Origin of the sequence: Pseudomaricurvus alcaniphilus, assembly GCF_011440395.1 — a bacterium.
Classification (GTDB): domain Bacteria; phylum Pseudomonadota; class Gammaproteobacteria; order Pseudomonadales; family Cellvibrionaceae; genus Pseudomaricurvus; species Pseudomaricurvus alcaniphilus.
On sequence record NZ_JAAOIX010000001.1, the window covers coordinates 1,176,918 to 1,191,813 of the forward strand.

The 14,896-nt window shown below is 60.6% G+C and carries 11 protein-coding genes; 8 read left to right on the top strand and 3 right to left on the bottom strand.

Annotated features, from left to right (window positions below; translation table 11 throughout):
- Positions 1-220: 220 nt before the first annotated feature.
- On the bottom strand, positions 221-1,252 hold the full coding sequence (locus G8764_RS05000; protein ID WP_166162430.1) for an aromatic ring-hydroxylating oxygenase subunit alpha: 1,032 nt from the start codon (positions 1,250-1,252) through the stop codon (positions 221-223).
- A 231-nt stretch (positions 1,253-1,483) separates the two neighbouring features.
- On the opposite strand from G8764_RS05000, the gene G8764_RS05005 reads away from it, so the two are divergent.
- From G8764_RS05005 to G8764_RS05040, 8 genes are all read left to right on the top strand, one after another.
- Positions 1,484-2,194 carry a GntR family transcriptional regulator gene (locus G8764_RS05005; RefSeq protein ID WP_166162432.1) on the top strand — a complete coding sequence of 237 codons (711 nt, stop codon included), beginning with the start codon at positions 1,484-1,486 and terminating at the stop codon, positions 2,192-2,194.
- 95 nt (positions 2,195-2,289) lie between these two features.
- Positions 2,290-3,657: a TolC family protein gene (locus G8764_RS05010; protein ID WP_166162434.1), complete on the top strand. Its 1,368-nt coding sequence runs from the start codon at positions 2,290-2,292 to the stop codon at positions 3,655-3,657.
- Positions 3,654-4,889 carry an efflux RND transporter periplasmic adaptor subunit gene (locus tag G8764_RS05015; protein WP_166162436.1) on the top strand — a complete coding sequence of 412 codons (1,236 nt, stop codon included), beginning with the start codon at positions 3,654-3,656 and terminating at the stop codon, positions 4,887-4,889. Before G8764_RS05010 ends, G8764_RS05015 begins: the two co-directional genes overlap by 4 nt.
- Positions 4,886-8,083, top strand: a complete 3,198-nt coding sequence (locus tag G8764_RS05020) for an efflux RND transporter permease subunit (RefSeq protein WP_166162438.1) — start codon at positions 4,886-4,888, stop codon at positions 8,081-8,083. Before G8764_RS05015 ends, G8764_RS05020 begins: the two co-directional genes overlap by 4 nt.
- Entirely contained in the window at positions 8,077-8,742 is a 666-nt protein-coding gene (locus tag G8764_RS05025) for a response regulator transcription factor (RefSeq protein ID WP_166162440.1), read from the top strand. The genes G8764_RS05020 and G8764_RS05025 overlap by 7 nt, the downstream gene beginning before the upstream one ends.
- 1 nt (position 8,743) lies before the next feature.
- A complete protein-coding gene (locus G8764_RS05030) occupies positions 8,744-10,009 on the top strand; it encodes a sensor histidine kinase (RefSeq protein WP_166162442.1) in 1,266 nt (421 codons plus the stop codon).
- A gap of 79 nt (positions 10,010-10,088) precedes the next feature.
- Positions 10,089-10,991 carry a dienelactone hydrolase family protein gene (locus G8764_RS05035; RefSeq protein ID WP_166162444.1) on the top strand — a complete coding sequence of 301 codons (903 nt, stop codon included), beginning with the start codon at positions 10,089-10,091 and terminating at the stop codon, positions 10,989-10,991.
- A 197-nt stretch (positions 10,992-11,188) separates the two neighbouring features.
- Entirely contained in the window at positions 11,189-12,412 is a 1,224-nt protein-coding gene (locus G8764_RS05040) for an MFS transporter (protein ID WP_166162446.1), read from the top strand.
- 249 nt (positions 12,413-12,661) lie between these two features.
- Here the strand turns inward: G8764_RS05040 and G8764_RS05045 are convergent, their stop codons facing one another.
- Together G8764_RS05045 and G8764_RS05050 are read right to left on the bottom strand one after the other, a co-directional pair.
- The gene (locus G8764_RS05045; protein ID WP_166162448.1) at positions 12,662-13,651 is read right to left on the bottom strand and encodes an aldo/keto reductase; all 990 of its coding nucleotides are present in this window, start codon (positions 13,649-13,651) and stop codon (positions 12,662-12,664) included.
- Between the two features lie 200 nt (positions 13,652-13,851).
- A complete protein-coding gene (locus G8764_RS05050; RefSeq protein ID WP_166162450.1) occupies positions 13,852-14,796 on the bottom strand; it encodes a Gfo/Idh/MocA family oxidoreductase in 945 nt (314 codons plus the stop codon).
- Between the last annotated feature and the right edge of the window lie 100 nt (positions 14,797-14,896).

Consider the following 14,896-nt stretch of genomic DNA (forward strand, 5'->3'; position numbering starts at 1 on the left):
GAGCACTGATTAAAGCCCTAAGCCATCAAATTCGTCACTCCTGCACGGACTGTGTTCCGTTGTCCCGTAATCCAGGATATCCAGTGTAGGGAAACCTGGATCCCCCGCCTGCGCGGGGGTGACAAGCCTATAGGGATAACAGGCCTATAGGGATAACAGGCCTGTAGAGGATGGCCAAAAAAACGATTCCGGACTGGCACATGTTTTAGCGCGACACAGATTACTCGATATTTTCCGCCTTGATCAGCTTGTTGATAATACGGCGCGACTGCTGGCCGCCGGCATCGATATTGAGCTTCATCAGGCGCCGCTCTGGCCAGGCCAGCAGATTTTGTTGCTGGCGCTCGAGCATCTCCTGGTCTTCGGCAAATATCTTGCCCTGGCCCTCGCGTATTGAGGCGGTAAGTTCGGCATCCCCGGGCTTGAAGTCCCGCGCCATGCCCCAGAAATACCAGATCGATGTGTCTGTCTCGGGGGTGATAAAATCCACCACCACGCTGCTCGCCTTGTGCTTGTGGTCCGCGTCGTAGCCGCCGTGGCCGGCGTGGGCCACGCCCACTTCGATCATGACATGACTGGGTGGCGTAAAGCGGCAAATCTGCCAGCGGTCCACCGGCACATCCGAGGCCAGGTCGTTGGCTTCCAGCGCCATTTGCCAAAACGGCGGCGCCATGATGTTTTCCATAAAGCGACTGGTAACCACGCTCTCACCTTCCACCCGGGTATCCACCGGCGCCTCATCAATTTCCTTTTGGCCGATGCTGCTGGCGTGCACATAGGTCTCGTGGGTCAGGTCCATCAGGTTATCGACCATCAGGCGATAATCGCACTGAATATGGTAGAGGCCTCCGCCGTAGGCCCAGTCCGGACTTTCCGCCCACTCCAGATGGGGAATGGTGGCGATATCTGCCTTTCCCGCAGCACCGGGCCACACCCAGATAAAGCCGTAGCGTTCATGGGCCGGAAACTGGCGAATACAGGAGAAGTTCTTTACATTTTGTCCGGGCATGGAGTCGGCCTTACCTTCACAATTCATTTTCAAACCGTGGTAGCCGCAAACCAACAGGCCATCCTCCACATACCCCAGCGACAGCGGCGCGCCCCGGTGCGGGCAAAAATCTTCCAGCGCCGCCACTTTGCCCTCGCCGTCGCGGTAAAACACCATGGACTCGTTGCAAATCCGGCGCCCCAGCGGCTTGCTGTCCAGTTCATCCGAGGCACAGGCCACGTACCAGGTGTTTTTCGGGAACATACTCTTCTCCTCTGTACTTGAGTTTGGTTTGTTTACATAAACTTATTGGATCCAATAAAACCACAAAAAAGCCATTCTGGCAATATTAATGTATTTTTTGGATCCAAAAATTTGAATTTTGGCAGGACTTCCCACAAAATGGCCCCGCCGACCTGCGTCAAACCGGATCCAATCTGCTATGCTGGCGCCATTAGCTTTACCTTGGAACATCGACCCCTGAGCGAGCCCTGTATGAGTAAACCTGGCCAGCGCGTACTCAGCGCACTGCGACAAATGATTGCCTCCGGCGAGCTCGCCGCTGGCGAACGCATTGCCGAAATCCCTACTGCCGAGCGCCTGGGGGTCTCACGCACCCCGGTGCGCATTGCCTTTCGGGCGCTGGAACAAGAAGGTTTACTGGAAAAGCTCGAGCGCCGCGGCTACCGGGTTCGCAAGGTCAGCGCCGAGGAAATTAACGGTGCGGTGGAGGTGCGCGGCGTACTGGAGGGGCTGGCCGCCTTGCAGGCCGCCGAGAAAGGCATATCCGAACAGCAGCGCCAGGCAATGCTGGAATGCCTGGCGCTGGGGGATAGCCTGTTTGCCAATGGATCCATTACCGAAGCCGAGCTGGAGGTCTACCACGACCTCAACCGGCGTTTTCACAGCCTGATTATCGAAGCCAGCTGTAATCCGGCCATACAGCTGGCCCTGAGCCGCAACGAGCACCTGCCGTTTGCCTCGGTCAACGCGCTGGCCATTGATCGCCACCACCTCGAGCGCGAGTACCGGCGCTTTAACTTCGCCCACCTGCAGCACCATGCGGTCTTCGACGCCATTGTCCACCGCCAGGGCGCCCGTGCCGAAGCCATTATGCGCGAGCACGCCAATGCCACCTTGCGTTACGCGGAGATTTTTATCGGTGCTGCAGATAAAAACAGCGACCTGCGGGTTATCAGTGCTTGAGAATTTTTCGCCCGCCGCCCCTTTAATCCTGCCTTAACCTTCCATTAACCCCGACCCGTTTATCCTGCAGTTCGAAACTCGCAGGAGAACACTCAATGGACCTCTACGGTCACCTCAAACCCACCTTTATAAGCCTGGCACTGCTGGCGCTGGCCGGCTGCAGCACTCTGCCAGGCAGCGATCTCGCGCCTGCGGCAGACAGCTCGCGGACGAGCATCGAAGCCTGGCAGTACACGCAAACCGATGCCGCAGCGGTCAGCCAGATCACCGACCTGGTCAGCAGCACCGAACTCGATGCCCTGGTGGCGCAAGCCCTGCAACAGAACCCCGGCCTGCAGCAAACCGCACTGGCGCTGCAGATCGCCCGCGCCAACCGCCAGATCAGCGCTGCGGAACGCCTGCCCAGTGCCGCGCTCGGATTGAGCGAAAGTCGCGCGGAGGATACCGATACCAGCTACAACGCCAATGTCAGCATCAGCTGGGAGCTGGATTTATGGCACAAGCTCGGCGACGGGGTCAGCGCAGCGGAAATGGAATTCGCCAGCTCCAGCGCCGAACTGCAAGCCGCCCGCGACCTGCTCAGCGCCAGCGTGATGCAAGCCTGGCTGGACATCGTCCTGCGGCGCCAGTTGATCACCATCGAGACGGAGCGGTTGGCAATACTGGAGAGTAACGAGACATTGATCACCCAGCGCTATCGCAGCGGCCTGGGCGATCTCGAGGCGCTGGACAACGCCCGCAGCAACAGTGCCAGCACTCGATCTACTCTGGCCGGCTACCGGCAAGACCTGGCGAGCTCCGAGCGCAGCTTGCAGCAATTGCTCGGTCTGCAAGGTCTGCAGGCCCAGCTGCCCCAGGCCCGGGAGTTCCCGCAGGTAATCACACCGCTGGCGGCCCTGCCCGACCAGGACCTGGCGCGGCGACCGGATTTACAGCAGGCCTACTACAATATTCTCGCCGCCGGCTTCCGCAGCGAGGTAGCCTACAAAGAGCTGCTGCCCTCCTTCAACCTGTCCGCTGCCCTCAGCGACCTGGCGGCCTCCCCGGCGGACGCCCTGTTGACCAGCCCCGCCTGGAGCCTGCTCGGCCAGATCACTGCGCCGCTGTTCCAGGGTGGCCGGCTCCGGGCCGCGGCCGAAGTGGCCCGCTTGAGCGCCGAACAACAATTTTACGCCTACCAGCAAACACTGCTGACAGCAGTGACGGAAGTCAACAACGCCCTCGGCCAGGAACAAGCCCTGCAACAGCAGCAGCAACACCTCAGTGACGCGCTGGCCAGCGCCCGCCGCAGCGCCACCAGCTACGAGAGTAAATACCGCCAGGGACTGGTGGATATCCTCGACCTGCTGACGGTACAACAACAGGCCTTCAACCTGCAGGCACAACTGACACAAATTACTTACCAACGGCTGGCCAATCGCATCGATTTGGGCCTGGCCCTGGGCCTGGGAGTCACCTCATGAGCACGCATCTGAACACCGAAACCGAACAGCCGAACGCCGGGCCAGGAGCAAGAAAAAAACTGTGGCCCCTGCAAAAACGGTTGCAAGTTATTCTGGTCACCGCCATTGCCGCCCTCGGCATTCCGCTGGCCATCGCTTTCAACGGCGCCCAGATAGAACAGCAGGCGCAAATGCCGCGCCCGGCCAAGGCAAATGCCGCGCAGTTTATCGAAGTCAGTGTGGTGCCGGTGCAAGCCGCCAGCTACCGCGCCGAGGTGACCGGTTACGGTGAAGCCAAAGCGGAGTACCAACTGGCGTTGAGCACGGAAATCAGCGGCCGGGTGGAGAGCCTGAGCCCGCAGTTCGTCAGCGGCCAGCAATTGCGCCAGGGGGATGTGCTGGCAGCCCTGGATCAAACCGACTACCGCCAGGCCTTGGCCAGCGCCCAGGCGGCAGTGGCGGAAGCACAACTGGCACTGTTGGAGGAGCAGCGTCAGGGTGAACAGGCGCGGGCGGAGTGGCAACAATCCGGCCTCAGCGGCGCACCGGATTCACCGCTGGTACTGCGTGAACCGCAATTGCAGGCCGCCGAAGCCAACCTGGTCAAGGCCCGCGAGCAACTCGCCGCCGCCCAGCGCGACCTGGACAACACGGTGCTGCGGGCTCCCTTCGACGCTTTGGTGGTCAGCCGCGACATTCAACCGGGCAGTTATCTGCAAGCCGGAACCCAGGTCGCCATGCTCTACAGCAGCCAGCGCCTGGAAATCGAGATTCCCCTGTCTGCCAGCCAGTGGCAAAACCTGCCCGCCCCGGCCAGCCTCGACGCCGAGCCCTGGCCGGTGCTGCTGCAGAGTGCGGAGAGTCAACAGCAGTGGCCCGCCTATGTGACCCGGGTCAGCCAACACCTGGCCAGCGACAGCCGCCAGCGCTCGCTGGTGGTGACCGTGGACACACCGCTGGCGCTGCCGACACCACTCTACCCCGGTACTTTCACCAGCGCCCGCATCAGCGGCCGCGAAGTGGACGATGTGTGGAAGATTCCCACCTCGGCGATTACCCAGAGTGGGTACTTCTGGCTGGTCGACGAACAGCAGCAGCTGCAAACCCGGCCGGCCACCGTGGTGTTCGCCAAAGGCAATGACAGTTATGTACGTCCCCCGGCGGGCCTGAGCAGTGGCCAGGTGGTGGTGCGGCCACTTAATACCTACCTGGCCGGCATGCGGGTCAATGCGCGGCTGGAGGAGAAATCATGAACGCCAATCAATTTCCCCACCCCGGCCCGGCCCCAGGTAAGCCCCTTAATGGCGGCATTATCGGCTGGTTTGCCGGCAACCCGGTGGCCGCCAATTTGCTGCTGATAGCGGTTATCGCCATGGGCTTGTTGTCCCTCAGCAGTATTCGCAAGGAGGCCTTCCCCAGCCTGGAGCCGGATTATGTCCGGGTATCGGTGGTCTACGATGGCGGCACCCCGGCTATGGCCGAGGAAGGTATTGCCCTGAAAATCGAAGAGGCACTGGAGAGTGTACCCGGCATCAAGCGCATCACCTCCACCTCCAATGCCAAAGGCAGTTCAGTCAATATCGAAAAAACCAGTGACTACGACCTGGACGTGCTGCTGGCGGACATTAAAAACCAGGTGGACGCCATCAACAACTTTCCCGCGGAAGCGGAAAAGCCGGTGATCAGCAAGGCCCGCCGCCAGGATCACGCCGCCTGGATCCAGCTTTATGGCGACGCCGAGCACGCCACCCTGCAGGCGCTGGCGGAGCGCCTGAAAGCGGAGCTATTGGCTCGCCCGGCCATCAGTGAGCTGAGCTTGTCCGGCAAAGCCGAACCCATTATCGCCATCGAAGTGGATGAGGCGACCCTGCAAGCCTACGGCCTGACCTTGGCCGACATCGCCAGCGCCATAAATGCCGAGTCGGCCTCGGCCCTGACCACCAGCCTGCGCAATGAACAGAAAGTGCTGCGCCTGACCGCCTCGGAGCAGGCCTACAACCGCGACCAGTTCCGCAACATTACCCTGCTCAGCGGCACTGACGGCAGCGTGGTACGCCTCGGCGATGTGGCCAGCGTGATCGAGACCTTTGACGACGACAGTTTTGTACTGTCGCGCTACAACGGCCAAAACGGTATCGGCATTCAATTGCTGATGGACGAGAACGGCGATATCACCCGCATTGTCGACGAGGCCCAACAAGTGGTGCAAGAGTGGCAGCAGGGCGGCATGCTGCCCAGCGACGTGCAGCTGCAAGTCTGGTACGACAAAAGCACTACCATCAAGGACCGGCTGGCACTGCTGACTGGCAACGCCATCACCGGTATTGCCATGGTGTTTATCGTGCTGGCGCTGTTTCTCAATGTGCGCGTTGCCCTGTGGGTAGCGGCGGGCCTGCCGTTCGTGTTCTTCGGCACGCTCTATTTTATGACCGACCGGTTTACCGGTCTCACCATCAACCAGATGACCACCTTTGGTTTTATTATGGCACTGGGGATCGTGGTGGATGACGCGGTGGTGGTGGGCGAAAGCATCTACAGCACCCGCCGCGCCCACGGCGACAGCCTCGCCAATACCGTGCGCGGCACCCTCAAGGTGGCGGTGCCCACAGTATTTGGCGTGCTGACCACGGTGGCCGCGTTTATGGCACTGTCCAATGTCGACGGCAATCTGGGCAAGATCTACGCCCAGTTCGGCACGGTAGTCACCATTTGCCTGTTGCTGTCGATGGTGGAATCGAAGCTGATCCTGCCCGCGCATCTGGCCCATATCAATACCCGCCGCAGCGAAAGCTCCGGCCAAAACGGTTGGCGCACCCTGTGGCCGCGCATCCAACAGGGTGCCGATCGCGGCTTGCAGTGGTTTAATCAACGGCTCTATCGCCCGGCAGTAGAGACGGCGCTGCGGCTGCGCTACGCGGTGGTGCTGGGGTTCCTGACGCTGCTGATCCTAGTGGCCGGCCTGCCGTTCACCGGCGGCGTGCGCGTGTCATTTTTCCCCGACATTCCCGGGGACGTGGTCAGCGCCAGCCTGGATATGCAGACCGACGCCAGCTTCGGCCAGACCCACGCCAACCTGTTGCGCCTGGAACAGGCCGCCTGGCAGGCCGACCAGCAGTTGCGCGGTCCAGACTCCGCTGACCCCAGTGCCATCACCGGCTTGCAACTGGTGGCCGAAGATGATTTGTCCGGCGCCATCACCGTTGAGCTGAGCGGCGATGCCCCCTACAGCAGCAGTGAATTCAGTAAACTCTGGCAACAGTTGATCGGCGCCCCCGAGGGCGTGCGCCAGTTGCAGGTACGCGCCAGCAGAGTCATGGTGGACAATTTCAAAGTGGAACTGAAAAGCTGGGATAGCGCTACCGTGCTGGCCGCGGGCAAGCAATTAAAAGCAGCGTTGAGCCAAACTCCCGGGGTCAGCGGCATCGACGACAATATGAGCCCGGGCCAGCCGCAGCTGCGCTTTGAGCTGACCGAGCAGGGCCGCGCCCTGGGACTGGATACCGCGATGCTCTCAGAGCAGATCTTGCAGGCCTTCGGTGGCAGCTTTGTGCAAAAATTCCAGCGCGACAAGGATGAGGTGGAAGTGCGGGTGAGTTACCCCTCGGCCCAGCGCCAAACCCAGGCGGACATCCTCCAGGCCCGCATTCGCCTCGACGACGGCCGTGTGCTGCCGCTGAGCTCGGTGGCCAATATCAGCGCGGAATTTTCCGAGACTGACATTACCCGCATCGACGGTTTGCGCGCCACTTACATCAGCGCAGTGGTGGATAAATCCGTTGTTTCCTCCAACCAACTGGTCGCCCAATTAGAGCGCGATGTGCTGCCACAACTGCAGAGCCAATACCACGACCTGGACGTCCATTTTGGCGGTGAAGCGGAAGAGCAGGCGGAAACCACCAGCTCTATGGCGCACATGTTTTTGCTCACCCTGCTGGTCATTTATGCCCTGCTGGCCATCCCTTTGCGCTCCTATGTCCAGCCGCTGCTGATTATGACCGCCATACCCTTCGGGGTGGTCGGCGCCATCCTCGGCCACTGGTGGAACGACCTCACCATCAGCATCCTGTCCCTCAACGGCGTGTTGGCCCTGAGCGGTGTGGTAGTCAACGACAGCCTGCTGCTGGTGTCGAGCTACAACGAACTGAAAGACGGCGGCATGACCACCGGCGAGGCCATCATCGAGGCCTGCACCAGTCGCCTGCGCCCGGTGTTACTGACCTCGGTCACCACCTTTGCCGGCCTCGCGCCGCTGTTGTACGAAACCTCCCTGCAGGCACAATTCCTGATCCCGGCGGCAGCGGCCCTCGGCTATGGTATCCTGTTTGCGACGCTGATAACCCTGATCCTGATACCGGCCCTGCTGCGCATTCAGGCGGATGTACAGGGATTGCTGGCAAAACCCACCCTGACAGTGCACACCGCAGCGGACCTAGTCACCACATGTTAAACCTGTTACTGATCGAAGATGACCTGGACCTGGCGGCCACCATCGTCGACTACCTGGAACTGGAAGCGATCAACTGCGACCACGCCGCCAACGGCGTGGCCGGGCTGGCACTGATCCAGAAACACACCTACCAGGCGATTATCCTCGACATCAATTTACCGCGCCTGAACGGTCTCGATGTCTGCACCGCCATGCGCGCCGCAGGCATCGACACACCGGTGATCATGCTCACCGCCCGCGACAGCCTGGCGAACAAGCTCGAAGGCTTCGAGTCCGGGGCCGACGACTACCTGGTCAAACCCTTTGCCATGGAAGAGTTGATCGCCCGTGCCCAGGCCCTGGCCAAGCGTCGCAGCGGCCAGGTGGAGCGCTTGCAAGTGGCCGACCTGCGCGTGGATGTGCGGGAAAAAAAAGCCTTCCGGCAAGGGCGGCCGCTAAAGCTGTCACCCACCGCATTTCGCATTCTCGAAGTGCTGGCCCGGCACAGTCCGGCCCCGGTGAGCCGCGAATTGCTGATGCAACTGGTTTGGGGCGACGATCCGCCGGACAGCAACAGCCTGAAGGTGCACCTGTTTAATTTGCGCAAGCAGGTCGACGCCGACGGCGCACCGGCACTGATCCACACCCTCAGCGGCGTCGGCTTCGCCCTGCGGGAGTGATATGAAAATTCGCCTCAGTATTCGCCTCTACCTGCTCGGTACCCTGGTGTTCCTGATTACCAGCCTGGCGGCACTCTACTTCGTGGTCACGGTACAGTACTTTATCGAGGGGCTGGATAAAGCCAATCAGCACTTGATGATCAATGTGGCCAACGAGGCCGTGCTGGGCGACGACGGCCAGGCCAGCTTGCTCGGCTACCATATCACCAAAAATTACGCTGACGTGCCCCCTGTTGTGCGCCAGCACTTCCCGGCCGCGCCGCCAACCGAGTTCCAGTTCAACAAAGCGCATGTGCAGGAAAACCTGTTTTCACGGCCCAGCGAAATGCATTTTTTGATGCTGGTGCGAACGCCCGCCGGTGAACTGCGCTATGTCTCCAGGACCATGGACAAAATCAACACGCCGCCGCCGCGTGCTCACGGCGGCGGTCGCAACCTGGTGAAATCGGCCCTACTGCTGGGGTTGTCCGTGATCGTGGTGTTTACCCTGTTGCTGTTGCTGATTCTGCGCTCCATCTCCAACCCCATGGAGGCACTGCGCGACTGGGCCCGAGGCTTGCAGCCGGAAAACCTGCGTCAACCGGCACCGGATTTTCGCTACAACGAATTGAATACCCTGGCTGAGATAGTGCGCAGCAGCCTGCTGTTCGTGCAACAGGCGCTGGATAGGGAACACGATTTCCTGCGCCACGCCAGCCACGAACTGCGCACCCCCATCGCCACCGTGCGCAGCAATGTGGAACTGCTGCACAAGCTCAACCCCGATCCGCCGGAGAAAGAGCGCAAGGTAATTGCGCGCATCGAGCGCGCCAGCGCCACCATGAACCACTTGACCGACACCTTGTTATGGCTCAGCCGCGAGGCGGAATCCAACCTGCCAACGGAGCCGGTTGAGCTTGACCAGATGCTGGCACAAACCTGCCAGGACCTGCGCTACCTGTTGCAGGGCAAAGAGGTTGAAGTACATATCGACACCCGGCCGACAGTGCTGCCCCTGCCCCGCATAGCGGTGCAAATTATGCTCGCCAACCTGATCCGCAATGCCTTTCAGCACACCCAGGCCGGGGAGGTATGGATCGAGCAGGAAGGCGCCCGGGTCGCCATTGTCAATCGCAATCACAGCGCCGCCGACGACCTGCAGGAGCTGGGATTTGGCCTCGGCCTGGACCTCACGCGCAAACTGGCCGAGCGCTTCCAATGGGTGTATAAAAACGAGGTGACTGCCCACGGCCATGAGGCCGAAGTCCGGTTTGCTGGCGAGCATTAATGGCTGCTGGCTACTGAACTTATGCTTGCTAAAGAGTTTTTCTAATATTGCCGGACATGTTTTACAACAGGAGTGAGTTATGTGTGACGAGTTTACCGAACAGGATAACGACAAATACCGCGCGACCCAGGCTAGCGCCGGAAACCTGACCCGCCGCGAATTCAGTGCCGGTGTATCAGCGGCCATGCTGGCGGCGATGTTGCCAACCACCGCCAGTGCCGCCCAGGCGGGCGAGCCTGCAGTAGTGGAGTCTGACGTGCTGGTCACTACCCCCGCCGGCGCAGCGGACTGCTACCTGGTGCACCCGGCCAAAGGCAAGCACCCGGCGGTCATCATGTGGCCCGACATCATGGGTATCCGCCCGGCGTTTCGAATGATGGGCAAGCGCCTGGCGAGTGCCGGCTACACGGTGCTGGTGGTGAACCCCTACTACCGCACCCACAAGGGCGACATTATCAGCACTGGTGAAGGCTTCCACATGCCGGAGGTACGCGAGCGCCTGATGCCCCACGCCAGAAGCCTGTCGCCGGACACCTGTGTCAGCGATGGCACCGCGTTTGTCGCCTACCTGGACAGTCTCGCCGCCGTTGATACATCGCGCAAAATCGGCACTTGCGGCTACTGTATGACCGGCTCCTACGTTATTCGCCTGGCCGCGGCCCTGCCGGAACGTATCGGCGCCGGCGCCTCCTTCCACGGCGGCGGCCTGGCCAGCGATGCCACCGACAGTCCCCACCTGCTGCTGCCCAAGGTCAAGGCCGGCTTGCTGATTGCCATCGCCGAGAACGACGATGAGAAAGACCCGCAAGCCAAAACCCTGTTACGGGTAGCCAGCGATGCCGCCAACGTCGACGCCGAGATCGAGGTCTATGCCGGCGCCATGCACGGCTGGTGCCCGCTGGACTCGAGGGTCTACAACGAGGCGCAGGCGGAGCGCGCCTGGGGCCGCATGTTGGCGTTGTTTAAGCGGGAACTGGCGTAACACTGCAACTTGTGCAGAAGCGGGCTGCGGGGAAGCCAATGACCAGGATACGAATAGCCCGGAAACCGATAACCCGGCGATTAGCCAACAGCAAGCCGGCAGCAGCCAGCCTTTGAGACGTTAAACATTTTTTACTTGCCCGGCCAATTGCCACACCTTATGGTGCCGACCTCGCCAGCCACCACCGAAGCAGCAACATGAACTACAGCGTATTAATCCCCTACCTCGCCGCCCGTGTGTTTATCAGCCTGGTGGGCTCGATGCTGTCGGTGATTATCGGCTGGCACCTCTACCAGCTTACCGGCGACCCTTTTGACCTGGCGCTGGTGGGCCTGGTGCAAATCATTCCCGTGCTGGGGCTGTTTATCGTCACCGGCTGGGTGGTGGATCACTTTCCCCGCCGCCAGGTACTGTTCGCCTGTGCGCTGGCGGAAACCCTGGTGCTGATCGGCCTCGCCCTGGTGATGCAGCGGATCCAACAGGCACAACCGGGCGAGGTGGACAAGCAGGGCATCTTTTTCCTGCTGTTCCTGCACGGCAGCGCCCGGGCATTCTACGGCCCCGCGCAACAGGCCATCCTGCCCAATATTGTCAGCCGCCAGGCACTGGCGCGGGCCGTGGCCCTGACCGCAACCGTCTGGAACGTCGCCTCCACCAGCGGCCCGTTTATCGCCGGCTTGCTGCTGGCCTGGTTCGACTACGGCAGCTACTGGATCATGGCCGGGCTCGGCGGCATGGGAACGCTATTGTTTTTTGCCATCCCCAAATTGCCCCATGTAAAACCGCTGCAAAAAGGCTGGGGCCAGGTGCTGGGCGGCATTCGCTTTATCCGCGGCAACCCGATAATACTGGGCAGTATTTCCCTGGACTTGTTCGCGGTTCTGTTCGGCAGCGTCATGGCGCTGCTGCCCGTCTACGCCATCGATATATTGCAAGTCGGCCCGGAAGCGCTCGGCTTTCTGCGTGGCATGCCCGCCCTCGGCGCGGTGATGATGGGAATCGCACTGACCCGCCTGCCGGCGTTTAACCAGGCCGGCAAGAGCCTGTTTTTGACGCTGACGATCTTCGCCCTGTCGATTATCCTGTTTGCCTTCTCCAGCAATTACTGGCTCAGTCTGCTGGCACTGTGGATCTATGGCGCCTCGGACATGGTCAGCATGAATATTCGCAACACCCTGCTGCAACTGGCCACACCGGACGCCCTGCGCGGCCGGGTCGCCGCGGTCAACACGATTTTTATCGCCACCTCCAACAAAATGGGTGACTTCCGTGCCGGGGCGGTGGCCGCTCTGCTCTCCCCGGTCGCCACGGTGGCACTGGGTGGGGTCATGGCGCTGGGCGTCGCGGTCGGCGGCTACTACCTGTTTGCCGGCATACGCTCGTTAAAGCGACTCGACGATGTGGACATAGCGGAGCAATAGCACTCGCTTTTTTGCGGATTAACTCAGTAGCCGCTATAGAGGTTAGTGAGGCGATTGCCGAGGTTGCGCAGCTGACCGTCTGCCGACAGCGACAAGGTGAATTCAAGCGAAGCTTGAAGAGAGGGCCCCCTGGGGGGCGTCGGCAGTCGAGCGACCCATGGACGGGCTTGAGCGCGTCAGCTGCGCAACCTCGGCAATCGACGTTCGCCACGCCGCCAATCAACCCGGTAAGCGGACTCGAGATTCTGCTTAAGCAAACTCTTCGGTGTCGATTTCCGCCTGGGTGGCGGCTGGGTAGCGCGGCCCGGTTACGCTGGTTTGATTGATCAACTCACCGGCGGCTTGCAAAATTGCCGCATCGATATCCAGCTCTGCGGCCTGGACATTTTCTTCGAGGTGAGCAATAGAACGAGTACCCGGAATGGGGATGATATGCTCGCCCTGGTTCAGTACCCAATTTAATGCCAGCTGCCCGGGGGTACAATTGGCCTGCGCAGCCAACTCCTTAAATGGCCCCAGCAACGTCATATTCGCGTCGAAGTTGGGCTGCTGAAAGCGCGGCATGCCGCGGCGGATGTCTTTCGCCTCCAGGGTTTCCGGGTCGTCGATGGTCGCGGTCAGGAAGCCACGAGCCAGCGGGCTGAACGCCACGAACGCCGCGCCAATATCCTTGCAGGCATCAAGCATGGCGATCTCCGCGTTGCGGGTCCAGAGTGAATATTCCGTCTGTACAGCGGCAATGGGGTGCACGGCGTGGGCCTTGCGCAGAGTCGCGGCAGACACTTCCGATAAACCCAGTGCCCCCACCTTGCCCTGCTCCACCATCCGCGCCATGACCCCGATCGTCTCCTCAATGGGTACCTGCTTGTCCCAGCGGTGCAAATAGTAAAGGTCGATATGATCCGTTTGCAGGCTCTGCAGCGCTCGCTCGACAGTTGCGACCAATGTCTCCGGCCGATTGTCGATCACTCGCTTGCCGTCGACCCCGGTCATGCCGCACTTGCTGGCCAGGAAAATCTCCTGCCGATAAACGCCCAGAGCTTTACCCAGCAGGATTTCATTGGCACCAAAGGCGTACAGCGCGGCAGTGTCGAAATGTCGCACCCCCAAATCAAAGGCCCGGTGCAGCAGGCGAATAGCGTCCGTTTCACCGGGCGCCTGGCCGTAGGCGTGATTGAGGTTCATACAGCCGAGGCCCATGGCCGGGACTTTGCGAGTGTCAATGGTGCGCTGTAGCATGAGCGTTTCCTGCGGTTAAATTTATTGCGATAACTACTGCGGTAACTAATGCGATAAAAAAGTGCGCTAAAAAAATGCGATAAAAAAGTGCGAGCTACGGTCTGGGTGGTTAGCGGCACTGGCGAATACTAGCACGGCGGTCGAGCGAGGAAAAAGCTCTGCCCCCGCCGAAGCGGGAAGCAGAGAACACGGAGTGCCCGTTAGCCTTGCAGTTGCTGCTCCAGTTCGTGCAGTACCTTGTAGCACGGCAGTACCTTGGCGACACTGGAGTTGGGCTCGCGGCCGTCGGCGATGGCGCTGAAAAATTCGCGATCCTGCAGTTCAATACCGTTCATGGACACCGCCACCCTGGAAACATCCACGGGCTCTTCCTTGCCGTTCACCAGGTCGTCATAGCGGGCGATATAGGTGCCATTGTCGCAAATATAGCGGAAGAAAGTGCCCAGCGGGCCATCGTTATTGAACGACAGGGACAGGGTACAGATAGCGCCGTTCTCGGCCTGCAGCTGGATGGACATATCGAGGGCGATACCCAACTCCGGGTGAATCGGGCCCTGGATGGCGTTGGCCTTGACGATGGGTGAGCCGGCCTGGTAGGCAAACAAATCCACCGTGTGGGCGGCGTGGTGCCACAACAGGTGGTCGGTCCAGGTGCGTGGCTCGCCCTTGGCATTGATGTTCTTGCGCCGGAAAAAATAGGTCTGCACGTCCATCTGCTGGATGTTCAGTTCGCCCGCCTTGATATGGTTGTGTACCCACTGGTGCGAGGGGTTGAAACGACGAGTGTGCCCCACCATGCACACCAGGCCGGTGTCTTTTTGGGTTTGCATCACCGCCTCGGCATCGGCCCAGCTGTCGGCCAGGGGAATTTCCACCTGCACATGCTTGCCGGCCTGCATGCATTGAATGGATTCCGCCGCGTGCTGCTGGGTGGGTGTGCACAGAATTACCGCCTGTGCTTCGGTTGCTGCCAGCGCCTCGGCCAGATCCACCGACACATGACCAATACCGTATTGGTCTGCCACCTCCCGGGTTTTCTCCAGGTCGCGACCGACCAGGGATACCACCTCGACGCCGGCAATGTTCTTGATGCCGTCCAGGTGTTTGATACCAAAGGCGCCAGGGCCTACTACCATAACTTTCATAATCTTCTCCTGCCTTATTTTGTTCAGTTAACTAGTGTCCATCCAGGAACGCTGCTTTTTGTCATCCCCGCGCAGGCGGGGATCCAGTAACCGATTAAAA

Coding starts and splice junctions, on each gene's coding strand:
- G8764_RS05040 (WP_166162446.1), top strand. CDS start 11,189: ATGAACTACAGCGTATTAATCCCCTACCTCGCCGCCCGTGTGTTTATC.
- G8764_RS05035 (WP_166162444.1), top strand. CDS start 10,089: ATGTGTGACGAGTTTACCGAACAGGATAACGACAAATACCGCGCGACC.
- G8764_RS05010 (WP_166162434.1), top strand. CDS start 2,290: ATGGACCTCTACGGTCACCTCAAACCCACCTTTATAAGCCTGGCACTG.
- G8764_RS05030 (WP_166162442.1), top strand. CDS start 8,744: ATGAAAATTCGCCTCAGTATTCGCCTCTACCTGCTCGGTACCCTGGTG.
- G8764_RS05025 (WP_166162440.1), top strand. CDS start 8,077: ATGTTAAACCTGTTACTGATCGAAGATGACCTGGACCTGGCGGCCACC.
- G8764_RS05015 (WP_166162436.1), top strand. CDS start 3,654: ATGAGCACGCATCTGAACACCGAAACCGAACAGCCGAACGCCGGGCCA.
- G8764_RS05050 (WP_166162450.1), bottom strand. CDS start 14,796: ATGAAAGTTATGGTAGTAGGCCCTGGCGCCTTTGGTATCAAACACCTG.
- G8764_RS05020 (WP_166162438.1), top strand. CDS start 4,886: ATGAACGCCAATCAATTTCCCCACCCCGGCCCGGCCCCAGGTAAGCCC.
- G8764_RS05045 (WP_166162448.1), bottom strand. CDS start 13,651: ATGCTACAGCGCACCATTGACACTCGCAAAGTCCCGGCCATGGGCCTC.
- G8764_RS05000 (WP_166162430.1), bottom strand. CDS start 1,252: ATGTTCCCGAAAAACACCTGGTACGTGGCCTGTGCCTCGGATGAACTG.
- G8764_RS05005 (WP_166162432.1), top strand. CDS start 1,484: ATGAGTAAACCTGGCCAGCGCGTACTCAGCGCACTGCGACAAATGATT.